We start from the raw sequence: 21857 nt of genomic DNA, 5'->3' as shown, positions 1-21857 counted from the left end.
CCCGGTGCACCACAATCGGAGCGTCGGCCGGAAGGGGTCAGGGCCCGTCCGTGCGGTGTGCGATGTGTTCGGAGACCGAGACCACGCCGTCGACGCTCCTGCACAGCCGTTCGATGACGGGGATCAGGAGCTTGATGCCGACGGTGCCCCCGAGGGTCACTCCGCCCTCATGCACGTCCACGGTGACCTGGGAGGCGGCGGGTCCCAGCGTCCGCCGCAGGACGTCCCCGGTGATCTCGTCGCGGATGGCGTCGTCGCGGCGCAGGAAGATCCGGAGCAGATCGCTCCTGCTGACGACGCCCTGGAGCCGGTCGCTCTCGTCCACCACGGGCAGCCGCTTGACGTTCTGCACCTCCATGAGGCGGGCCGCCTCGACCACGGTCCATTCGGGACGGGCACACACGGCCGGGGCCGACATGAGCTCCTCGGCCCGTGTGCCCTCGGCCTTGGCCCGCTCCCACGCCTCGAGGTGCGGGATCGGCGCCCGTCCGGACGGGTCGGACCGGCCGGAGGACTTGCGCATCAGGTCGGCCTCGGACACCACGCCCACGGGCCGGTCCAGTTCGTCCACGACGGGCACGGCGCTGACGTCGTTGTCCTCCAGCAGCTTGACGATCTCCTTGAACGGCATGTCACGTCGTGCCCTGACCACGTTCCGGGTCATGAGCTCCCCGACCGTGCGGTGGTGCATGTCGCGTCTCCGTTCCGCGTGGCGGTCCAGACGGTCCTTCGCCTCACAGCCCCATTGTCGGGCAGGGAGCGCGCGGGGGCCCGGCGGCGAGCCGGGCCCCCGCCGCGGCCGGGGCTAGGACCGGGAGCCGTAGGGGAGCAGGGCCATCTCGCGCGCGTTCTTGATGGCCCGCGCCACCTGCCGCTGCTGTCGCCGCGTCACGTGGGTGACCCGGCGGCTGCGGATCTTCCCCCGGTCGGAGACGAACCTGCGCAGCAGATCGGTGTCCTTGTAGTCGACGTGGGTGATGCCGGCGGCGTCCAGCGGGTTGACGCGCGGGCGCCGGTCGGTGCCGGGTCGTCGGGGCATGGTGGATCGTTCCTTCCTTCGATGGCGATGCGGTGCGTACCGCGGTGCGGGCCGGCTGTCGGAGGTCAGGCCGCCGGGTCGAGCAGGTCGTCGAACGCGTGGGGCAACTGCTGCCAGCGGCTCCTGCCCGCCGCGTACTCCTCGTCGGTGAGCAGGCACGAGTCGAGGAGGGCGAGCAGCCCGTCGCGGTCCAGGCCGGGTGCGGTGAAGGTGAGGTACTGGCCGCGGTCACCGTGTTCGGGGTGCCAGTCCACCGAGGCGGCCGCGCGGCGTTCGGCGGGCACCATCTCCCAGGCCGCGTCCGGCAGCGAGGCCAGCCAGGGACCGGCCGACTCCACGCACAGCGCGCCGCCCGCGGCATCCCAGGACAGCAGGGTGTCGGGACGGTCCGCCAGCCAGAACCGGCCACGGCTGCGCGCGGCGGCGCAGGTCAGGTCCTCCAGCGCCGCGTGCAGCCGCTGCGGGTGGAAGGGCCGCTCCCGCCGCCAGACGACGGTGCGCACACCGTGCTCGTCGCCCTCCTGCGGCAGCAGCGCGCAGGCGGGATGCACGCGGGCGGCGGCCGCCGCCACGTCGAAGCCCTCCGACAGAGCGGCGCCCAGGGCTCCGCCGCCCGCGGGCACCTTGCGCGCGCCGGGGGTGAGCTGGGCGAGCAGCGCGTGGTCGCTGTCCTCGGCGGCCTCGTGCTCCTCCCCTCGGACGCCGTCGTCGGCGACGGCGATCACCGTGGGGTACTCCAGTTGCCGGGCGAAGGTGTCGGCGACGGTGCGCCGGTCGGCCGGGGCGGCGGCGAGACCCGCGTCGGCGAGGTCGTCGCTGTTGCAGAGGTACGGCAGGACGAGAGCCGGGTCGACCACGGTGGCCACCCCGGTCAGGGTGAGCGGCGCGCCCGCGGCGGCGACGACCGGGGCCATGCCGTGGGGTTCGACGGAGTCCCACAGTTCCACGACGGCCAGCCGGTGACCGCCCGCTTCCGCGAGCCGGACCAGTTCGGGGACGAGGTCCTCACGCAGCGCGCAGCACGCGCAGTCGTTCACCAGGGGCGCCTCACCGGCACCGAGCAGACCGCCGGCGTCGCGCACGGTCCGGCGCACCGAACCGTCGACGGCGTACGTCAGGTCGTGGTGCAGGGCGACGGAGCCGGGGACCGTGCGCAGGATCCCGTCGACGGCGGCCCGGCGGGCGTCGGCGTGCAGTCCGGCGACGATCGCGACCGGCAGCCGCGTCCGGTCCCCGCTCACCTGCCGCTCCGTTCGCGTCCGTAGCGCCGTTCGAAGCGCTCGACGCGTCCCGCGGTGTCCAGGACGCGCTGGGTGCCGGTGTAGAAGGGGTGACTCGCCGAGGAGATCTCGACGTCGATCACCGGGTAGGTGTTGCCGTCCTCCCACTCGACGGTCCGGTCGCTCGTGGCCGTCGACCGGGTGAGGAAGGCGAAGTCTGCGGCCCGGTCGCGGAAGACGACGGGGCGGTACTCGGGGTGGATTCCGGGCTTCATGATGCTCAGCGCTCCTCACGGAAGTCGACGTGGCGCCCGGCGATCGGGTCGTACTTGCGCAGCGTCAGCCGGTCGGGGTCGTTACGGCGGTTCTTGCGGGTCACGTAGGTGTAGCCGGTGCCGGCGGTGGATCTCAGCTTGATGATCGGTCGCAGTTCGTTACGGGCCATGCACCGCACTCTACACGCTATTGAATTTCATTTTCATCTAGGTGTTAGTGTGCTGCCGTCATCCGCACCCGCACTGAAGGAGGAACCTTGTCCGCCCACTGCCAACTCACCGGCCGCCGGCCCGGCTTCGGGAACCGGATCTCGCACTCCCACCGGCGCAGCAAGCGCCGCTTCGACCCGAACGTCCAGCGCAAGCGCTACTGGCTGCCGGGCGAAGGCCGCCACGTCCGGCTCACCCTGTCCGCCAAGGGCGTCAAGACGGTCGACGCGATCGGCGTCGAAGCCGCGGTGGCGCGCATCCGCGCCCGGGGAGGGAAGGTCTGATGGCGAAGAAGAGCAAGATCGCGAAGAACGAACAGCGGCGACGCGTCGTGGCCCGCCACGCCGAGCGCCGCGCCGAACTCAAGGCGGTCATCGCCTCCGTCCGGACCTCGGACGAGGAACGCGCCGCCGCCCAGCGGGAACTGCGCCGCCAGCCCCGCGACGCGAGCGCCACCCGCGTACGCAACCGCGACTCCGTGGACGGCCGCCCTCGCGGCCACCTGCGCGCCTTCGGACTGTCCCGCATCCGCCTGCGCGAGATGGCCCACGCGGGCGAACTCCCGGGAGTGACCAAGAGCAGTTGGTGACCCGCACCCGAGGCGTGCGAGGCCGCACCCGATGACGGAGCGCCGCCTCGCGACGTCAACTCCGGGCCGCGGTGGGGTTCCTCAGCGCGGGGATCACCGCGCGCAGGTCGTCGCCCTGGACCGACATGGTGGCGGGGGTGCCGGTGTGGGGCGGGGCGTTGACGATGCCCCGCCCCACGGAGTCGACGAGGGCGCTGCCGGCCGGGCAGGCGCCCACAGCGGCGCAGTCCTCCGGGGCGACGCCGAGTTCGTCCGTTCGCCGGCGGGCGAACTCGCCCTCGTCCGTGAGCACGGGTGAGTCTCCGGCCTTGCCCGTGAAGCGGCCGTGCGCCGTCTCCAGGGAGCAGCCGAAGGAGGAGTGGACGCCGAACCGGCCGGCGAGGTGTGCGCCACCGCCACCATGAACGCCGGTCCGGCCGGCCCGAAGACGACCCGCCAGGTGCGCGAGACGGCAGCCTGGTCAAACGCCACCGGGCCGTTGCCACTCGATCCGACAGACTCGCCGTCCGCCACGAAGCAACCATGCCGGCCGCAGCCCATCAACGAGTGGCTGGGACCGGCACCGTCGCAACGCCCCTCAGACAATGTCGAATTCGTTGCCCTCCGGGTCCTGCATGGCGGCGGCGTAGAACCCCGCATCCGGATCGTCCTTGATCCGCAGCACGGTGGCACCGGCTTCGACCAGCCGCTCCACCGTAGCCTTGACCCGCTGTGTGCGGACGTCCAGTGGGACGTCACGGCCCCCACCGACCTTCAGGTCGAAGTGCCACCGGTTCTTGGCGACCTTCGGTTCCGGAACCTCCTGGAACCACACCCGTGGCCCGCGTCCCTCGGGATCGATGATCGACTCCGGAATGTCCCCGGCGCCGGCCGGCAACTCCTCCTCGGGCACCCCCGTCGCCGCCCAATAAGCGCGCCACGTGGCATGCCCGTCCGGCGCAGGCTCAGGTACATAGCCCAGGGCCTCGGCCCAGAAGGCCACCATCCTCCGCGGATCGGAGCAGTCGATCGTCAGCTGCACTGTCATCTCCATGCGCGAAGCATGCCAGGCAGGTCCGACACACGATCCACGTTCACAACAGGCCCCGGGGGACGGGCCGGCTCATGCTCCAGGGCCCTTTGCAGCTCGTCTGCGATGGCATGGCCGATCGAGTCGGTCACCGGGTCGGGCTGCCACGCCCACTGTCCGTTGGGGTTGCACTCGAGGAAGTACCAGTCGCCGGCGGGTGTGACGGCGAAGTCGAAGGCGCCGAAGACCAGTCGGAAGGTGGTGAGGTACGCGGACACCGAGCGCGCGATCCGGGCGGGGACGGCGAGCGGCGTGCACTCCATGAGGGACTGCCGTCGCCGCCAGTCCAGGTCCGGACTGTCGATGCGGACCGCGAACACCCGGCTGCCGACGGCTGTGAGTCGTACGTCGAACGCCTTCTCCACCTTGGCCTGGAACAGATGCGGGCAGACGGCCACGGCGGGCGTGATCTCGTGCGGGCGCACGTCACGGACCCATACCTGTTGTGCCCTGCCGTCGATCGCGTAGGGCGTGTTCCACAACGGCTTGTAGACCACGGAACCGGCGTGCTGGGCGGCGAACTCGCGCGCCTGCTCATGGTCGTTGGTGATCAGCGTGGACGGGACGGACAGACCGCTGCGCTGCGCGGTGACCAGCTGGGCCGGCTTGTACTCGGCTGCCCGGTTGTTCCACGGGTGGTTGACGTAGTGAGCTCCGGGAAGCGACGCCAGGATGCCGCCGACGCCCCACAGGGACTGAGAGGCAGCGAACCGGCGCTCCTGGCCGCTCAGTTCGGGCGGCCCTTGGTAGGGGGAGGGACGGCGTGTCCAGACGGAGCGCACCTCGGTGAGGTCGAGTTCGCGGGTCGGTGTGCGCAAGGTGCCTCGTAGATCACCGCTACGGTACGTGGCGGTGAGCGCGGCACCTGTGTGCAGGTCCGTGCCGGGGTCGAGACGTACCACCGGGACCTGGCGTTCCGCGAGGACGCGCAGGACCACATCGGCGGTCACGTCGTGGAGGCTGGTCAGGACCAGCACCGGCCCGCTCGGGAGTGTCGTCATCAGTCGTGGTCGGAGTCCGACGAGCTGTCCGAGTCGTAGCTGTCGGCGCAGCTGGTACTCGTGGAGCTCGACGTGCCGCTGCCCGTTTGGTGGTGGAGCTCGACCGCCTGGCCGTGTTCGTCGATCACGACGGCGATCTGGGTCTCCGGGTCGATCATCGCGGTGATCAGGGGAACCGGCCGCGTCTCGGCATGCGGTGCCAGGCGGGTGATACCCCAGGGCGCGCCGGCGTTTCGCTTTGTCATCGTGCGTCTCCTTCGTGTGCGACTGTTCGGGGGCTCGCTTCCTCCGTAGGGGAGGTCTCCGGGTTGTTCGTGCTCACTCCCGGCGCCATGTGGGTCAATCTTCGTTGTGGACGCAGGCGCGGCTCGCACGGTGAGCGATGAGTCCATGCTGGCGAGGGGCGTTGAAGTACGGATGAAATCCCGGTTCGTCGGGCGGAGCGGCGGCAGCGGTGCGGCAGGGGGATGACGAACAGCCGTGTGGGACGGATGCGGGCTTACCCGAGTTCACCGGATGCGGTGCGGGAGCGGGCGACAGCCCGCTCGAACCGGTCGCGCGCCTGGAGGAGGTCCTCCGTCGCGGCCTGGTGCCAGCCCAGCCGGTTACGGATCTCCGCCTTCAGTCCGGCGCCGGGCCGTCCGCCGACCGCCGCCTGCGCCTCGGCGTGGAAGCGCGCCGCTCCGGCCGGGTTGCCCAGGCACTCCTCTGCGGCTGCGAGTCTGCCGAGGACCGCAGCGAGGAGGGGGAAGTCCCCCACACGCTCCGCGAGTTCGGCTGCCCTGGTCAGCGCGTCGGCGGCCTGCGCGTGATGCCCGCGGTCCAGCTGGAGCGTACCCATACGGAAGAGCGTCTTGCTCAGGAGCCGGGGCCTGCCGATCCTCTCGGCAAGACCGACCGCTGCCGCGTAGCACTCCTGCGCCTTGTCCTTCTCTCCCACCTGATGGTGGACGGCGCCCACATTGGCCAGGTACATCACGGCGAGCCAGTCGTCCTCCACCCCCCGGGACAGGTCAGCGGACTCGGCCAGGAGCGCGGCGGCCTCGGCCGGCTCCCCTGCCGCGTTCGCGAAAATCCCGAGGGAACCCAGAGCCCGTGCCTGCTCAAGGACGTCTCCGGTGCGGCGGCTGATCCGGAGCGCTTCGCCCAGCCAGCGGCGCGCCTGCCCGTAGTGGCCCTGCAGCCCGTACGCGATGCCCATGCAGGTGCGCAGTTGGGAGACCATGCGCTCGTCGGTGAGCTGCTCCGTGAGCGGCAGCACGATCTCGACGGCGGCCCGGCACTCGTGGTACCGGCCCTGCCGGGTGAAGTAGTCGCACAATCCCTCGGCGAGCCGGCCGGCGTCGTCCACGTGGCCCACGGTCACCGCCTGGGCGACCACCTCGACCAGTTCGCCGCCCGCCGCGTCCAGCCATTCCGTCGCCTCCTCCCCGTCGGCGAAGGGCGCCGTGTCGGCCCTCGGGCCGGTCGGGAACGCGACGGGGCCCCAATCGCTCGCACGGCGGGCGGCGGCCACGTAGAGCCGGAAGACCCCGGCCCGCGCCGCGGCGACTTCTGGGGGGTACGCGGCGGCGACGCGCCGGGCGTAGACCGCGACCAGGTCGTGCAGGCGGTAGCGTCCCGTGACGGCCTCCTGTACGAGACTCGCCTCGACCAGGCTCTCCAGGACGCGCTCGGCGGCGGGCGGGGTGATGCCGAGCAGGGCGGCCAGGGTCAGCCGGTCGAAACTCACGGTGGGCGAGAGGCCCAGTACGCGAAACGCCCGACGCTGCGCGTCGGGAAGCTGATCGTAGGAGACCTGGAAGGCCGCCTCCACACTGCGGTCCTCGGCCGCGAGTTCCTCGAGACGGTGTTCGTCGTCGGCCAGCCGGACCACCATGCGCTCCAGCGCCCACAGCGGGCGGCTCTGCATCCGAGCCCCGACGACCCGCAGCGCCAGCGGCAGCCGGTCGCACAGGCGGGCCAGTTCGCGTACCGCAGCACGCTCCGGATCGGAGGCCGTGCCACCGACGACCCCGGTCAGCAAGGCCTCCGCCTCGTCCGTCTCCAGCGGCGCCAGCGACATCCTGCGATCGACGTCGAGCCCGGTCAGCCGCCGGCGGCTGGTCACCAGCACGAGGCTGCCCGGACCGGCGGGCAGCAGTGGGCGCACCTGTTCTGCGGCGCGTGCGTCATCGACCACCACCATGAGTCGGAGGAAGGCGGTGGCCGCTCTCCAGGACGCCGCCAGGCGCTCGACGTCCCCGGAAGGATCGTCGTCACCTTCCGTGAGGCCGCCGACCGCCCTCAGCAATCGGCGCAGCACGCGCTCCGGCACAGCTGGTTCCCGTCCCTGCCGGTGACCGTTGAGGTCCACGAACAAACAGCCGTCGGGGAAGCGGTCGCGTACCGCCCGCGCGGCGCGCACCACGAGCGCGGTCTTGCCGACTCCGGCCACCCCGTCCACCGCACGGACTGTCACTGCCTGCTCGTCCATCGGCGCGAGGAGGGCGTCCAGCTCGTGGCTGCGCCCGGTGAAACCGCCGACATCGACCGGTAGTTCGTTCCGCAGGCGCCGAAGAGGGCGCGCGGCCGGCGGCCGCCGGTCTGTCGATCGGCTTGCCGGCGGGGGTGCGCCGACGAGGAGACCTTCATCAGCGCGCAGCACCGCCTCGTGCACCCGCCGCAGTTCAGCGCCCGGCTCCGCTCCCTGTTCCTCCACCAGACGGCGGCGCACCTTGGTGAAGACGGACAGCGCGTCGGCTTGCCGGTTGGCGGCATAGAGGGCGCGCATCAACAGGGCGGCCACAGACTCGTTGTGGGGGTGCGTCGCGGACAGAGCGAAGAGCTCCGCGACGACCTCGGCGTGCCGGCCCAGCCGCAGCTGGTACTCCACCTTGTCCCGCACCAGCACGAGCCTGTACTCCAACAGCCGTAGACGCTCCGCCTCGGCGAACGGCCCGGGGAGCGCCGACAACGGTTCACCGTGGAACAGGTCCAGAGCAGCGGACCACGCGCTCACCGCGGCGGCCGGATCACCGGAATCCCGCGCGCTGTGGGCCTCTTCGACAATCTCCCTCAGTCGGGCCACGTCCGTCCGGACGCCTCGCTCGTCGAAGCGGTAGCCACCCCGGTCGGTCACGATCACGGACCCGGAGGTGCTCCCTGCTTCCGTGTCCAGACGCCGGCGCAGCTGGTGCACATAGACCGGGACGACCTTGGCGCCGGTGCCCGGTGGCTCCGGGCCCCATACACCGTCGAGCAGCTGCTGCCGGCTGACAGTGGTGCCCAGCCGCAGCAGCAGAGCCGCCAGCAGGGCCTGTTGGCGCACCGGACCGAGGTCCAGCCGCACGTCGCCGCGCCAGGCCTGGAGCGGACCGAGCACGGCGAACCGGAGCGGACTGCCGTGCATCGACAACTCCCCGTTGGACGGCACGCTCGGGAGTATAGGGCCGCGTTCCCCGCTCACAGGGGCCGGACTTCACCGGCAGCCGGGCGAGAGGCAGGGGGTTTCGGTTTCCCTGAGAGTGCGTCGATGCCGTCGATCAGGCAGTTCCACGTCACCTTCGACTGTGCGGAACCCGGGCGCCTGGCGCGCTCCTGGTACGAGGTGCCGGGTACTTCGTACCGCCGCCGGAGGGTTTCGCCACCTGGGACGGTTGCGCGAAAAGGTGCTGGCCAACCCGGGCGCGATACGACCACCTCCTCGGAAGGGCCACCGACGGCGTCCGTGACGATCGCCGCAGTGAGCCCCGACAACCCGGCTCCGCCCGGCCGGTCGCACCGCGGGGCACCTGTTCGGCCGTGCCCGGCGTGCGGCCGGACCGGCTCGCTCCGAAACTCTCAGCAGGGGAAGGACGTGTATCCCGGAATCCGTCGCCCCCTTCGAGCTCAGGAGGGCCTCCTGTGACCCCCGAGGAACTGGCCGCGGCCGCTGACCCGGCGACGCTGGGCAACTACCTGTCGGCGTTGCCCGAACCACCGCACCACCACGGCCCCCTGACGAGCGTGCGCACCGACGTGTTCCAGGGGCACCACATCATGATCAGGACGACGTACGAGGTCACGGTGGACGGCGCGCAGCTCACCGCTCCGCTCGTCGTGTCGGACGACGGCCACGTCCACTGCCACGCCCTGCCCACCTACGAGTTCCTGTCCGCGACGGAGACCATCCGGGCACTGATCGGCAACTTCCCCGACGACTTCCCGGGCGGCGTCCGCCCCGCCGACGACGACCACGACGGTCACCCGCCGCACCACGAGAACCGGACGGGCGACGAGGGAGGCTCCTGATGGCCGTCGTACGCAAGAACATCATCACGAACCCCGCCGTCCGGGACGCCTTCATCGAGGGTGTCCTGCGCCTCAAGCGGGAGGACTCGACGCTGAAGACCACCGCCTTCGGCATTCCGGGGCCGCCCGCACCGGTGCGGACCTACGACCTGTTCGTCATCTGGCACTACAGGGCCATGATGACTCCCGTCCCCCCGAACGGGGACACCAACATCCGCAACGCCGCGCACCGGGGTCCGGTCTTCCTCCCGTGGCACCGGTTCATGCTCAATCTCTTCGAGGCGCACCTCCAGAGGGTCCTCGGCGATCCCGGCTTCGGACTCCCCTACTGGGACTGGTCGATCGACGGGTCGCTGCCCTCCCCGGAGACCGCGCTGATCTGGAAGCCGGACTTCATGGGCGGCCAGGGCGACCCGGTGAACGACGGGCCGTTCGCGTTCAACCCCGGTGACCCGAACGGCTTCCGGGTACGGCTGGACTCGGGGCCGAACGTCAACCTGCGCCAGACGGACCGGGGCCTGCGCCGCGCCTTCGCCAGTGGATCCCCCACCCTTCCGAACGCCCTGGACGTGGGCGCCGCGTACAACACGCTGCCGGCACCGTTCGGCGACCCCGATCTCGCCACCTACGACTTCGCTCCCTGGCTCGCGAACTCCCGCGGGTTCCGCAGCCGGCTGGAGGGATTCACCGGGACGGGGCTGCACAACCAGGTGCACCGCTGGATCGGCGGTGACATGGCGCCGGCCTCGTCGCCCAACGACCCGGTCTTCTACCTGCACCACGCCAATGTCGACCGGCTGTGGGAGGGCTGGATGAACCGTCACGGACGGACGTACCTGCCCTCGATGGCGGAGTCGGCGGACCTGCTGGGCCATCGGATCGACGACCCCCTGATCTCGCCCCTGGGCGCCGGTGCCACTCCTCGGACGACTCTCGACAACACGGCCCTGTTCACCTACGACGTCGTCCCCTGAACCGGCGTTCCGGACCCAACGGATGCGACGGCTTCCCCACGGTCCCGGGGGAAGGTTTCGGCGTCCGGGCCGGACCATCCCGGCCCACCCGGTAGCCTCTTAGCCGATTGATCAGCGCATCGAGCGGTGGGGGGCTGTCGCGTGCGGAAATCCGTGCTGCTGATACCGTGCGCGGCGCTGCTGCTGGCGTGCGTACTGGGGCAGGGCACGGCCTGGGCCGCATCACCGAGCGACGCCGAGAAGGTGTTCTGTCTGACGGGCGCCGGGCGTCAGGGTGTCGTCGACGCGGCCGTCGCCCTCGGTCTGGCAGCGCCCGGTAGCACCGGCACGACGATCGATCCGACCGGCGGCGGCGCCGAGTCGCTGGGTCTGGAGGCGTGGCAGAAACGCGAGCAGGCCGATTTCCGGCGCGCCTGCGCGGCCCACGTCAAGGCGGTGGGACTCGCGCAGGGGGCCCAACCGTCGTCCCCCGCCTCCCCCGGCTTCCTGACCTGGCTGCTGCCCCTGCTCGTCGGAGCCGCACTCACCGTGGGCTCGGCCGAGTTCAGGAGCACGCGGGAACGCGGACTCGCCGACGCGAACGGGATCAGAGCGGCGTCGGGCGCCTTCCGGGACACCGTGTCGTCGTACGCCGCCGCATGGTCGGAGACGGCGGTCGGTGCCCGGCCCTCCTCCACCGCCCTCGACGCGGCACGCCGTCAGCTGGTCACGACGCTGCGCCGGGCGACGGCAGGCCGGGGTGAGTGGGGGTTCGCCGCCCAGCTGGTCAGCGATCTCGAAGGGCCGCGCTACCGCTTCGAGCTGACGGACGGTTGGCAGGCCGACCGGACGGTCGGGCGTCTGAAGGACCGTGTGGAGCGCCTCGGTGCGCTGCTCGGCGCCCTGGAGTCGGACGTGGAACGGATCGCCACCGCGGTGCAGGAGTTGACTCCCGGCCCACGCCGCCGGATGAGGCGGGACGCTCCCGCCTCCCCCTCGTGTCCCGTTCGCTGACAGTGACGTCGCAGGCCAGGAACAGTCGGAGAGATGATGCCCAACCCCTTCACCGTGCCGGACCGCACCCCGGCCGACAATCGTCCCCTGTGCCCGTGGGAGACGCCCGCACACGACGCGTTGTACGCACCGGTCGACCACTCGGAGGACGCGTACAACGCGTACGTGACGCATCTTCGGGAGGACCCGGACCTCCGGCAGGCAGGCAAGGTCGCTCTCATCACCGGTCCCGAGGGGTGCGGGAAGACCGCTTGGATGCATCGCGCCGCCCACTGGACGCGGGACTTCCTCGAGGGACGGTACGCCCCGCTCAAGGTGCACATCGTCGATCTGACGGCCGACGGACGGCCGGGCGACGACACTCCGACGCGCGTCCGGCACGTGGTCAGCAGGCTCCTGGACGAGCTGGAGTTCTCGGGTGACTTCAGCGCCGGAGAGCTGGAGGGGCTGGACAAGCGACGCGAAGACGCGGCGACACTGTACCCGTACCTCTCCCGGGTGCTCCGCGCCAAGAGTCTCGCCCTGCTCGTCCTGCTCCCGCCGTCCGAGCTGGTCGACGAGGTTCAGCAGTATGTGCGGCTGTCCCAGCGGAGTCTGCTGTTCTTCTGTGAGTCGTCGTACGACTCGGTGGCCCACGCCGCCTCCTCGCTGAGCGCCTCCGGGGCGAAACCCGTCGCCCACTTCGAGGTCGGCACGCTCGACGAGAGCGACGGCTGGAGCTTCGTCAGCCATCGCTTGGCCCTCGCCGCCGCCACCGGGCACGCGGTGCCCGCGATCGACGAATCGACCATCGCGCGGTTCATGCGGACACGGATCAGCGGCCGCGGCCGCACCACCATCCGCGAACTTCAGATCACCTGCGAACACGTCCTGGACTCCGCGATCCGGGCACACAGCAGCAGCATCACCTACGCGGACTTCACCGAGTACTACGCAGCGAAGGCGATGTTGTCATGAGCGCCGGCCCCCACCACCTCCAGGACCTAAGAGGTTCCAATCCGTTCCCCGTCTCCGCGGTGGCCAGGCACTCCGCCTCGGACGGACCCGACTTCAGCATCGAGACCCCGGCACTGCGCCAGGCTGTCGACTACGTACGCGGCTTCCTCCGCTCCCCGGAGACGGGAACCGATCAGCCGGACGCGAGTGGCACCGGCCATGTGATCGCCGTGGTCGGCGAATACGGGACGGGCAAGACGCATCTGACCGTCGAAGTGCTCCGACAGGTGCTGAGCGGCGGGGACGAGACCGTGCACACGCTCTACGTCGACGCGCCCGCCGACACGTTCCTGGCGCTCTACAAGGAACGCTTCTTCCGCAAGCTCGACAAGGCCGACGTGCGACGGCGGGTGACCGAGTACTACGCGGACATCGTTGCCGACGAGCTGACCGACTCGCCTCTCACCTCGGACGCCGCACGGCTGCTGCGGGAGCGGCAGCTCAGCCCTCAGGACGTGGTCCGCAGGCTGGGACTGCGTGAATCGACGTTCCTGCAGGAACTCCAGGCGCGCCTTGGGCACATCACCGAGCACGCCGACTTCGGCACGGCCCTGGCCCTTTTCCTGCGGCCGGAGTTCGAGGCCGCGGTCTGGGAGTGGCTGGCCGGCCATCCCGCCGACCCCGCCCTCAAGGAGCGGGGGGTCGAGCGCACGATCGACAACGACATTTCCGCGCTCGAGGCCATCGGCGTGTTCGCGTTCCTGTACGGCAGGCAGGGGCACCGCTTCGTCCTGGCCGTCGACGAGTTCGAGAAGGTGTTGTCGCGCGGAACACGGAGCGCCCGGCACGAGGGGTCGGTACTCGCCTTCAAGAAGCTGCTCGAAGTCTTCGCGCAGACCCGTTCGCTGCTGATCCTCAGTGGTCTGCCCGACTTCATGGAGATCCTGCCGCCGGACGCCCAGCAGAGGATCTCCTGCCTGGTCCGGCCCACCGCGCTGTCCTTCGAGGACGCCAGGCAGTACATCAGGTACTCGCTGGGCCGAAGCGGCACCGACGCGGGTCTGCGCCCGTTCAGCGACGAGGTCATCGCCTACCTCGTGGAACTGGCCGGGGGCAACGCCCGCAAGGTCATCCGGCTCTGCTATCACGCCTACCAGGCCGGCGCGGCGGCCGGCACCGACATCACCCGGGCCATGATCCGGGAAGTCGCACGCGACCAATTCGAGGTCTCCTCGCCGCAGGACGTGCGTGCCGAGATCGTCCGCGTCCTCGACAGCGGCGGCTGGGCCTTCGAACCCGACCACCGCCTCGGTGAGGACGACGGCACCCAGGTGACCTTCTGGCTGCCGGTCGGTGACAACGGCACGGGGCTCGGCGTCGTCGTCACTCAGTCCATCCTCAACGAGGAGGAGGCACTGCGAGTGGCCCAACAGGGCGAGCAGGTGCTCGCGGCGACCACGGCATCGTCCTTCGTGGTCCTCGTCGTGAACGGCTATCTCGCGGGACAGCTCGCCGACACCGTGACCAGCGAGTTCGCCCGGGTCTTCACCTACTCGCCCCGGCGCTTCCCGGAAGACTTCGCAGCGGCCGTCAAGGGCTTCATGCAGCGGCTGGAAGCCACCTTCAACGACGACCGGATCTCGCTGATCGAGAACCGTATGGCCCAGCTGATGCGCCAGACGTCCAGTGTGCGAGGCTCGCTCGACGAGATGGGCAGCCGTCTGACCTCTCCCGCGATGCTGGAGAGGGCCGTAGCCCGCGGTGTCCAACGCGCCTTCGGCGCCGCCGCGGGGACGATGAACGCACAGGCGGACATCTCGCTGCCGCCGACGGTAGCCCTGCGGTTCCGGCAGTCGGCGCTGGAACTGCAGACGTGGCGGGAAGCACTGGAGACGTCCGTCGACGCACTGTTCGACGGCAGCGATGACCCTTACGGGCCACCGTCGGTGCATACGTCCCTCACCAGGGCACTCGGCGCGCTGTATCTGCAGGAACGGACCTTGAGCGGCTTCCGCGACGCGGTCAACCGCCTGCTCGACAGGACGCCGGAGGAAAGGCACAGGGCCGCGTCGGACTCCCTCGGACAGCTCTGCAGCACCTACGACCGCCTCACTGACGGCAACGCGGACATGCTGGAGCAGCTCGGACCGCTGAACGAGCTCTGGCAGGGGGCGCATCCGACGAGTCGGGGAAGCCTGGCCGACCGGAACACGCCCCACTTGCTCGTCCTCAGCCTCCGCAGCCTCGCCCGTGACGTCTACGACCTGTGTCAGTCCTACTACTACTAGCGCGGCGGGACCGCACAGGTCGCCCCGGCACGGTGTGCGAACCCGCCCTGGCCGCGACGGCGCGCGGTGTCTCTCATCGCCCACCTCGTCCGGCACCGTGGGCGGCTGGGAGGCGGTCGGGCGTACCGAGCTCGCCCTCCCGACGACCGCCGTGCCGGGCCCCGCGAGGAAGCGGGGCCCGCCGGTGTCAAGGGCGGACGGCGGGACCCGCGATCGGGGCCTCCTCGGTGCCGTCGGCGGTAGCCGCCCGCCGGCGGTCGGCCCGCGACGCGGCGGAGCGGGGCAGCGCGGCCGCGAGGAGGGTCCCGCGCAGGGCCGGCACGCGCAGGGCGAGGGTCACCAGGGCGTAGCCGGCGAGCCCGCCGAGCGTGTTGGCGAGGAGGTCGTTGACGTCCACGGAGCGACCGTTGTCCAGGACGATGTACGACAACAACTGGGCGGCTTCCACGGACAGGCTGGCCGCCGCCGTCATCAGGGTCGCCCGCGACGCTGAAGTGGCGTTCCGGAAGAGCAGGGGCAGCAGGAAGCCGGCCGGCACCATCATGATGACGTTGGGCACCATGGTGACGTCCGCGGTGAGCAGCGGGACGAAGTTGATCTGGCCGATCCAGGGGGCCTGGTTGGCGTACTCGCCCCATGTCACGTTCAGCGGGAAGACCGTCAGGGACAGCACGGCGGCGACGTAGACGGCGGCGGCCAGCCGCAGCAGACCGCGGCGCTTGTCCCAGACCCCACGCCTCACCCGGATGACGGTGCCGGTCGCGAACAGGACGAGCGCGGGGCCGAGAACGGGTGCGGAGTCCACCTGGAAGCGCATGTCCATGAGGGCTGGTCCTTCGGTCGGAGCGAGCGGTGCTGACGTGCTTCAGCCTCCTTCCGGGCCGGTCCCGGCGGATCTCCCGAAGGACCCATTGCCCGGTGGATGGCTACGACTTTCGGCAGAGGGACCCGGTGCCGCGCGCGGCTAGGGTGCTCACCATGCTCAGACCACTGCGCGCGCCGGCCGCCGGCCGGTTCGCCGTCAGCGCCCTGCTGCTCTGCCTCCTCGCAGCGGCCCTGCTGACCGACGTCGACACCGGCACCCTCCGAAGCCAGGGCACCGGGGTCACGTTGTTCCTGTCGACGGCCGCGGCGGCGGCCGTCGTCCTCCCGGCCGTGGTGATCAAGTCGTCCCCCGCGGTGCTGGCGTGGGCGGCAAGCGGCACGGCCCTGGTGTCGCTGGCCTGCTCGGTCGCACTGCGCGTGGCGGCGAGCGGCGGTCCGGTCCTGGACCAGGCCTCCGACGCCTACACCCTGTTCGAGCCGACGGCTCTGATGGTGCTGCTGCACGTGACGGCGCGGCGGGGTTCCCCGGTCGGCACCGCTGTCGCTCTGCCGCTGCTGATGGCCGCCGTCATCCTGCGTCCGCTGGTGATCGAGGTGGACGAGGGCAGCAGCATCGTCGCGCTCGTCCTGACGCTGGTGGCCGGCGGCGCCCTGGCCTCCGGCCTCACCGTCCGTCTGGTCGCCGCCTCCCGTCGGCAGCGCGAGGAGCGGATCAGACTCGAACAGCGCCTGGGTTTCGCCCGCGACCTGCACGACTTCGTCGCCCACCACATCTCGGGCATCGTGCTCCAGGCACAGGGCGCCCGTGCCGTCGCGGCCAGGAAGCCCCAGGCGGTGGGCGACGCCCTGGAACTGATCGAGGCCACCGGGGCGGAGGCGCTGACCGCCATGCGCAGGATGGTCGGCGCCCTGCGCGAGGACACCGCCCCGGACACCCGGTCACCGGGCACGGACGCCGTCCGCGCCCTCGTCGCCGGCTGCCGGCTCCCCGAAGCCCGGGTCGGCTTCACCGAGACCGGCCCGGTCGACGGCCTCCCCGCGGACGCCGCCCGCCTCGTGGAACGCGTCGTCATGGAGGCGTTGACGAACATCCGCAAGCACGCCCACGACTGCACCACCGCACACGTGCACCTGGACGTCTCCCGCCGCCGGGTGACCGCGCGGATCACCGACGACGGACACCACCGTCCGTCCGCCGGCACCGGCTACGGGCTGCGCGGCCTGCGCGAGGTCACCGTCGCCGCCGGGGGCACGCTGACCGCTGGCCCCGGCCCCGGGGCCGGCTGGCACGTCGCACTCGAACTCCCCCTCCCTCTGCGGCAGGCTCTCCGATGACCATCCGTGTCCTCCTCGCGGACGACCAGACGATCGTCCGTACCGGCATGGCCATGATCCTGTCGGCCGAGGACGACATCGAGGTCGTCGCCCAGGCCGCCGACGGGGTCGCCGCGATCCAGCAGGCCGACCTGCACCGCCCCGACGTCGTCCTCATGGACATCCGCATGCCGCGGCTGAACGGCATCGAGGCGCTGCGGCACCTGTACCGGCCCGGGGCCCCGCACACCCCGAAGGTCGTCATGGTGACGACCTTCGACGACGACGAGTACGTCCACCAGGCCCTGCACCACGGCGCCTGCGGCTTCCTCCTCAAGGACGCGGGCCCCCGTCTGCTGGCTGAGGCCGTCCGCTCCGCCGCCTCCGGCGAGGCCCTCATCAGCCCTTCCATCACCGTCCGCCTGCTCCAGCGGTTCGCACGCCCCGCCGCCGCTGCCGGCCCGGTCCGTTCCTCGCCCCTGTCCGAGCGCGAGACCGAGGTCACCGCCCTCGTCTCCCGCGGGCACACCAACGCGGAGGTCGCCGCCGCCCTGCACATCAGCGTGGGCACGGTGAAGACCCACCTCACCAACATCCAGGGCAAACTCGGCGCCCGCAACCGGGTGGAGATAGCGGCGTGGGCCTGGGAGTGCGGGCTCGCCCGCTGACCGAGCCACGCACGACGGCCCCGATCCTCACCGGCTGCACGTGGAGCTGTTCTCCGTCACGGCACGTCGTAGCGTACGAGCGCCCTGGCGAAGGGCTCCCCCGTGCGACGGGCGTAGGCCATCCGCTCGCGTACCTCCCTCAGGGTGCGCGGACGGTACCCGGGCCCGCCGCAACAGCTGCTGTGGAAGCGGACCCCGGCGTGCAGGAGAACGGACAGCGCTCGCCAGGCCGCGATGTCCCGGCGCGGGGGCGCCGCGAACGCCGACCCCACGTGGATGAGCGGTTCCGCGCAGCGGGGGCAGGTCCTGTGCGGCCTGTCCCTGTCGTAGGGCTGCTTGTAGGAGGCCCGGCAGGGCAGGCAGACGTAGGAGGTCTTCCCGTGGCTCATCCGGCAAGGGTAGGCGGCGGCCTGCGCGCAGTTCGACGCGTTTGTACGGCCGCCGTACGGGTCCGTGCACGTGGCCCGAACGCCGGTTCCGCCGTTACCGGTCACGACGGAACCTGTGCGGAACCAGGGGGCGCGATGGTCAGGACCACCCAGCGGGAATGCGGTATCACCGGCCGACGTGGACCGGAGAAGGAGCGTCCGGCGGCCTGGAGCGCCTACGGCAAGCTCGTCCGCCTCTTCCGTGAGCGGGCCGGCCTCGCCCAGCAGGCCCTCGCCGAGGCGATCGACTACTCGCTGGAGCAGGTCGCCTCCGTCGAGCAGGGGCGGAGACCGGCGAAGGCGGCCTTCACGGAGGCCGCGGAGCGGGTGCTGGAGGCGGGCGGGGCGCTGCGGGTGCTCCAAGGTGACGTGGACCGGGCCAAACTTCCGCTGTTCTTCCAGGACTTCGCCTCACTGGAGGCGGAGGCGGTCAGCCGCTTCTCGTACGACCCGATGCTGGTGCCGGGACTGTTGCAGACGGAGGCGTACGCCCGGGCACTCCTGGAAGCGCACTTCCCGCCGCTCGAAGAAGAAGCCATCGAGCAGCATCTCACCGCCCGGCTCGCCCGGCAGTCCCTGTTGACGCGCAAGAACCCGTGCGTCGTGTTCTCGTTCATCCTCGAAGAGGGCGCTCTCCAGCGGATGGTGGGAGGCAGAGCCGTCATGGGGGAACAACTCGCGCGCCTGTGGGACTGCACCCGCATGCGAAACGTGGAGATCCAGGTAATGCCCACGAAGCATGCCGCGCACAGCGGGCTCAACGGCCAGATGGTTCTGTTGGAGACCGTCGAACGGCGGCAGTTCGTGTCCATCGAGGCGCAAGGGATCGTGAACATCCGCTCGGACCGAAACGAGGTCAGCGAGTTCTGCCTCCAGTATGGAATGCTGCGCTCACAGGCCCTCAACACCGAGGAGTCTGCCAGGTTCATCGAGCGCTTGGCAGGGGAGCTATGAGCATCGACCAGCACATTGAGCAGCCCGGCGACCTCGTCTGGTTCAAGAGCAGCCACAGCGGAACCAACGGCGGGGACTGTGTAGAGGTGGCCGTGGCCGCCTGCGCGGGTGCCGTGTACGTGCGGGACTCCAAGGCCGTGGGCAGCGGGCTCGTGCTGCGGGTCGGCCGGGACGAGTGGGCTGCGTTCGTGACGCACGCTGCCCGGTAGTCCCGGCGCGTTCAGCCTTTCACGCCTCGATGCGCAGCCAGGTGTCGCCGGTGCGGAGCCAGAGCGTTCCCTCGCGCCCCTGACCGCAGCGGACGACGACCCGGCCGGGAACGTCGAGTACGCGGTGATCGGTCACCGTCCAGGTGATGCCGTCGAGTTCGGCGCGGGTGAGTTCGACGGTGCGCTGGTTGTGGTGGCGGCGGGTCAGTACCGCCCGGTGGCCGCGGAACGCGAACCCGTCCGGGTCGCGGACAGGGCTGGGGTAGGTCGTCACTTCGCCGGTGGACGGGGTGACGCGGGTGAGGAAGGTGCCGTGTCTGCCGCCCGCGTACCAGACCAGCCACACCTGGTCGCCGTCGGTCGCGGCCGTGCAGCCTTCCAGTGGGTGACTGGGCAGTCGCCCCTCCGGACCCCATATCGCGCGGCCGTCGGTGTCCCAGCCCGCGAGGCCGGCCCCGGACTCGGGGTGCCCCCCGTAGATGCCTTCGTCTCCGTAGGCCGTCCAGACCCGCCCGTGGCGGTCGGTCACGAGGGCGGGAATGTCGTCGCCGATGCAGAACTCTCCCTCGGGTGTGCCCGACGGGGAGTACACCACGGCGTTCGGTGCCCAGAGGCCGCTGGTCCTGTCCAGTGGCGCACGTCCGCTCACCAGCAGGAACCGCGAGTCCGGAAGCAGGGCCAGGTGGCTGGGGCGGCCCCCGATGTTCTCCACCGTGGTGCGCCGCTCCTCCTGTCCCGTGACGGTGACCAGCTCGCCGGTGAACGTGCCCTTCGGTATCCATCCGACCCATCCCTTGATGGAGGGGATGTGTTCCAGGTACCGCCGGTGGACGAGCAGGACCGAGAGTTCCCCGGCCGGGCCGACGCTCCACCACAGTGCCTTGCGCCCTTGCGCGATGTCGGCGGCGGGCACGCTCCATGCCTCGTGCAGCGTGGCATCGGTGTGATCACTCATCGAACGACGCGTCATCGAGATCGGTCACCTCAGGAACTCCGGAGGCCGACGCCACCCGAAGATCACCACCTTACTGGCCGCGAGGGCGGTGACATACGGGTTTTCGTACGGGCGTCTTACGGCTCCGAAGACGTGTCCCCGTCTTCGCGACTCGCGTCGGGCCAGGCCCGGCAGCAGGCACGCCACGGTTGCGTCTGCCACCGGCTCCCCTGCCAGACCTTTCGCGCAGTGGGCTACGGAGAACATCGCCGCTTCCCTCTGACGGCCCCGCGGGACAGCTCCTCCGCAGCGGGGCGTGGACGTCAGGGCTTCCGGCTGCGCATGGGTGCCCGGTTCAGTTTCTCGATGTACATGATCCGGCCGTACACCACATCAAGGAGCAACATGCCCTCTGAAGGAAGGAGCGGTACGCATCGGTGGCCCTCGCCGTACGGCGTGCCTTTCTGGTGCACCGCCGTGTGGATGCTCTGGCAGAAGTCGTCGCCACAGTCGCACATGGCGGCCAGACGGACATCCCACACGCAGCTGGCCAGCTCACGCTCTCCCTCGTCTTCCAAGAGGGTGGCCAGCTCGGCGATAAGGTCGGGGAAAACGTCGCGGACGAGGGGATGCTCCTGCTCCATGCGGGGAGGGTAGCCGGAGCGGCGATCGGACGGTTCGGCCAGAGATGTGGAGCAGACGCTGAACACAACGGCACACCCCCCGTCGACACGTGCTCTCACCCGGGAGTCCGTGAGGGCCCGGCAGCTCCTCGCCGCGGGCGAGTGGTGCCTGGCCCCGGCGGACGCCGGGGCGGTGACAGCTGTCCTCGCCCGCCTCACCGCCCCGCTCCCGACCCGGCGGGGCACAGTGGCACGGACCAGGGCGACGGACCGGGACAGACGGCTTCAACGCATACTCCGGACCACCGTCCACCACCTCGACGCCGGTACCGTCAGCCCGGCTGCCGCCGCCCTCCTGGCCGCCGTCGCCCGCGCCCTGCTGCCCTGGCACGCGGCCCCGAATCCGCCCCGAGCGGCCGCGGCGCCGAGGTATGGCATCGTGCCGGGGACGACGGAACACGCGGCGCCGCCGACCGAAGCAGGCGAAGCCCTGCTCCCCGAGCTGACCGAACTGTTCACCGCCCTGGCCGCGACGAACGCACCCGGAGCCGTCCCGCTCACGCCGCCGGTCGAGCCCTGGCAGGCCCGTCATGCGGGCAGATTCCGTCACTACACCAGACCCGCGCCGGATGTATGGGCGGCCGAAACCGTCGGCTGCCCCGAGTGCGGAGGCAAGGACGGCCCCTGGACAGTGACCTGCGACTGGCACCGGGCCACGTTGGGCTGCCCTTGCGGGGCGGTGATGCGTAAGCACGGCCTCGCCTTCTCCGAGATCTGGCTCGTACTGCCGGAGACCTGACCGATCCTCCGGGCAACCAGGGCGTCCGGCCGTCGGCCGCGTCACTAGCCGTGGGCCAGCAGCTGATCGATCCAGCTCGTCACCCGGTACTTCACCGCGTGCCGGCGGTTGCAGTACTTTCGCCACCGGCGCTGCTTCAACGGGCGGTCGCACCGCTTGCACATCACCCCCGGCCGAGCACCGCTGTGAGCGGGTAGCGGTCCAGGAGAACCGTTCCTGGCGCGCATCCCCTCATTT

At 70.9% G+C, this 21857-nt stretch carries 26 protein-coding genes and 1 pseudogene; 13 read left to right on the top strand and 14 right to left on the bottom strand.

Annotated elements, in window-relative coordinates:
* Positions 1–37: 37 nt before the first annotated feature.
* The 5 genes from BU52_RS03285 to rpmG all read right to left on the bottom strand — a co-directional run bounded on the left by BU52_RS03285 (position 38) and on the right by rpmG (position 2704).
* Positions 38–691 (bottom strand): CBS domain-containing protein, encoded by a 654-nt coding sequence (locus tag BU52_RS03285; RefSeq protein ID WP_037927414.1) that lies wholly within the window; start codon positions 689–691, stop codon positions 38–40.
* A 114-nt stretch (positions 692–805) separates the two neighbouring features.
* Positions 806–1039 carry a 30S ribosomal protein S18 gene (rpsR, locus tag BU52_RS03280; RefSeq protein WP_037927412.1) on the bottom strand — a complete coding sequence of 78 codons (234 nt, stop codon included), beginning with the start codon at positions 1037–1039 and terminating at the stop codon, positions 806–808.
* 65 nt (positions 1040–1104) lie between these two features.
* Positions 1105–2280, bottom strand: a complete 1176-nt coding sequence (locus tag BU52_RS03275) for a GTP-binding protein (RefSeq protein WP_037927410.1) — start codon at positions 2278–2280, stop codon at positions 1105–1107.
* Positions 2277–2534 (bottom strand): type B 50S ribosomal protein L31, encoded by a 258-nt coding sequence (locus BU52_RS03270; protein WP_037927407.1) that lies wholly within the window; start codon positions 2532–2534, stop codon positions 2277–2279. The genes BU52_RS03275 and BU52_RS03270 overlap by 4 nt, the downstream gene beginning before the upstream one ends.
* Positions 2535–2539: 5 nt before the next feature.
* Complete coding sequence (gene rpmG, locus BU52_RS03265; protein WP_037927404.1) at positions 2540–2704, bottom strand: 50S ribosomal protein L33; 165 nt, start codon at positions 2702–2704, stop codon at positions 2540–2542.
* Positions 2705–2791: 87 nt separating this feature from the next.
* On the opposite strand from rpmG, the gene rpmB reads away from it, so the two are divergent.
* Positions 2792–3028 (top strand): 50S ribosomal protein L28, encoded by a 237-nt coding sequence (gene rpmB / locus BU52_RS03260; protein WP_037927402.1) that lies wholly within the window; start codon positions 2792–2794, stop codon positions 3026–3028.
* Complete coding sequence (gene rpsN, locus BU52_RS03255) at positions 3028–3333, top strand: 30S ribosomal protein S14 (protein ID WP_037927399.1); 306 nt, start codon at positions 3028–3030, stop codon at positions 3331–3333. The genes rpmB and rpsN overlap by 1 nt, the downstream gene beginning before the upstream one ends.
* A 55-nt stretch (positions 3334–3388) precedes the next feature.
* Here rpsN and BU52_RS03250 read toward each other — a convergent pair whose 3' ends face one another.
* The 5 genes from BU52_RS03250 to BU52_RS03230 all read right to left on the bottom strand — a co-directional run bounded on the left by BU52_RS03250 (position 3389) and on the right by BU52_RS03230 (position 8818).
* Positions 3389–3625, bottom strand: coding sequence for a hypothetical protein (locus BU52_RS03250; RefSeq protein WP_051857854.1), 237 nt, complete (start codon positions 3623–3625; stop codon positions 3389–3391).
* A 285-nt stretch (positions 3626–3910) separates the two neighbouring features.
* On the bottom strand, positions 3911–4366 hold the full coding sequence (locus BU52_RS03245; protein WP_037927397.1) for a VOC family protein: 456 nt from the start codon (positions 4364–4366) through the stop codon (positions 3911–3913).
* Positions 4357–5403: an ATP-grasp ribosomal peptide maturase gene (gene tgmB / locus BU52_RS03240; RefSeq protein ID WP_078903079.1), complete on the bottom strand. Its 1047-nt coding sequence runs from the start codon at positions 5401–5403 to the stop codon at positions 4357–4359. The genes BU52_RS03245 and tgmB overlap by 10 nt, the downstream gene beginning before the upstream one ends.
* A complete protein-coding gene (tgmA, locus tag BU52_RS03235; RefSeq protein ID WP_037927394.1) occupies positions 5403–5648 on the bottom strand; it encodes a putative ATP-grasp-modified RiPP in 246 nt (81 codons plus the stop codon). The genes tgmB and tgmA overlap by 1 nt, the downstream gene beginning before the upstream one ends.
* Before the next feature lie 254 nt (positions 5649–5902).
* A complete protein-coding gene (locus BU52_RS03230; protein WP_157847807.1) occupies positions 5903–8818 on the bottom strand; it encodes an AfsR/SARP family transcriptional regulator in 2916 nt (971 codons plus the stop codon).
* A 99-nt stretch (positions 8819–8917) separates the two neighbouring features.
* Between BU52_RS03230 and BU52_RS36115 the strand changes: the two are divergent.
* The 6 genes and pseudogenes from BU52_RS36115 to BU52_RS03205 form a co-directional block, all read left to right on the top strand.
* Positions 8918–9039 (top strand): annotated as a pseudogene (locus BU52_RS36115) (VOC family protein); the annotation flags it as partial.
* 249 nt (positions 9040–9288) lie between these two features.
* Complete coding sequence (locus BU52_RS35515) at positions 9289–9675, top strand: hypothetical protein (RefSeq protein WP_037927388.1); 387 nt, start codon at positions 9289–9291, stop codon at positions 9673–9675.
* Positions 9675–10649, top strand: coding sequence for a tyrosinase family protein (locus tag BU52_RS03220; protein WP_037927385.1), 975 nt, complete (start codon positions 9675–9677; stop codon positions 10647–10649). The genes BU52_RS35515 and BU52_RS03220 overlap by 1 nt, the downstream gene beginning before the upstream one ends.
* Before the next feature lie 153 nt (positions 10650–10802).
* Positions 10803–11642 (top strand): hypothetical protein, encoded by an 840-nt coding sequence (locus BU52_RS03215; RefSeq protein ID WP_037927384.1) that lies wholly within the window; start codon positions 10803–10805, stop codon positions 11640–11642.
* 33 nt (positions 11643–11675) lie between these two features.
* Positions 11676–12599 (top strand): hypothetical protein, encoded by a 924-nt coding sequence (locus BU52_RS03210; RefSeq protein ID WP_037927381.1) that lies wholly within the window; start codon positions 11676–11678, stop codon positions 12597–12599.
* Positions 12596–14866, top strand: coding sequence for an ATP-binding protein (locus BU52_RS03205; RefSeq protein WP_157847805.1), 2271 nt, complete (start codon positions 12596–12598; stop codon positions 14864–14866). Before BU52_RS03210 ends, BU52_RS03205 begins: the two co-directional genes overlap by 4 nt.
* A 187-nt stretch (positions 14867–15053) precedes the next feature.
* On the opposite strand, the gene BU52_RS03200 is transcribed toward BU52_RS03205, so the two are convergent.
* Complete coding sequence (locus BU52_RS03200; protein WP_063829988.1) at positions 15054–15689, bottom strand: VanZ family protein; 636 nt, start codon at positions 15687–15689, stop codon at positions 15054–15056.
* Between the two features lie 155 nt (positions 15690–15844).
* Here BU52_RS03200 and BU52_RS03195 point away from each other — a divergent pair, with 155 nt between their 5' ends.
* Entirely contained in the window at positions 15845–17026 is a 1182-nt protein-coding gene (locus tag BU52_RS03195; protein WP_157847803.1) for a sensor histidine kinase, read from the top strand.
* On the top strand, positions 17023–17673 hold the full coding sequence (locus BU52_RS03190; RefSeq protein ID WP_037927375.1) for a response regulator: 651 nt from the start codon (positions 17023–17025) through the stop codon (positions 17671–17673). Before BU52_RS03195 ends, BU52_RS03190 begins: the two co-directional genes overlap by 4 nt.
* 56 nt (positions 17674–17729) lie before the next feature.
* Here the strand turns inward: BU52_RS03190 and BU52_RS03185 are convergent, their stop codons facing one another.
* Positions 17730–18062 (bottom strand): hypothetical protein, encoded by a 333-nt coding sequence (locus tag BU52_RS03185; protein ID WP_037927371.1) that lies wholly within the window; start codon positions 18060–18062, stop codon positions 17730–17732.
* A gap of 135 nt (positions 18063–18197) precedes the next feature.
* Between BU52_RS03185 and BU52_RS03180 the strand changes: the two genes are divergently transcribed.
* Both BU52_RS03180 and BU52_RS03175 read left to right on the top strand, forming a co-directional pair.
* On the top strand, positions 18198–19055 hold the full coding sequence (locus BU52_RS03180) for a helix-turn-helix domain-containing protein (RefSeq protein WP_051857851.1): 858 nt from the start codon (positions 18198–18200) through the stop codon (positions 19053–19055).
* A complete protein-coding gene (locus BU52_RS03175; RefSeq protein ID WP_037927367.1) occupies positions 19052–19264 on the top strand; it encodes a DUF397 domain-containing protein in 213 nt (70 codons plus the stop codon). Before BU52_RS03180 ends, BU52_RS03175 begins: the two co-directional genes overlap by 4 nt.
* A gap of 19 nt (positions 19265–19283) precedes the next feature.
* Here BU52_RS03175 and BU52_RS36110 read toward each other — a convergent pair whose 3' ends face one another.
* On the bottom strand, positions 19284–20219 hold the full coding sequence (locus BU52_RS36110; RefSeq protein ID WP_235216245.1) for a hypothetical protein: 936 nt from the start codon (positions 20217–20219) through the stop codon (positions 19284–19286).
* Between the two features lie 302 nt (positions 20220–20521).
* On the bottom strand, positions 20522–20842 hold the full coding sequence (locus BU52_RS03165; RefSeq protein WP_051857849.1) for a hypothetical protein: 321 nt from the start codon (positions 20840–20842) through the stop codon (positions 20522–20524).
* Positions 20843–20951: 109 nt separating this feature from the next.
* Here BU52_RS03165 and BU52_RS03160 point away from each other — a divergent pair, with 109 nt between their 5' ends.
* The gene (locus BU52_RS03160; RefSeq protein ID WP_235216244.1) at positions 20952–21620 is read left to right on the top strand and encodes a hypothetical protein; all 669 of its coding nucleotides are present in this window, start codon (positions 20952–20954) and stop codon (positions 21618–21620) included.
* The last annotated feature ends 237 nt before the right edge of the window (positions 21621–21857 follow it).

The organism is Streptomyces toyocaensis (assembly GCF_000725125.1).
GTDB classification, from domain to species: domain Bacteria; phylum Actinomycetota; class Actinomycetes; order Streptomycetales; family Streptomycetaceae; genus Streptomyces; species Streptomyces toyocaensis.
Note: the sequence above shows the minus strand (reverse complement) of the source record. Positions and strands in the feature narration are given on the sequence as shown.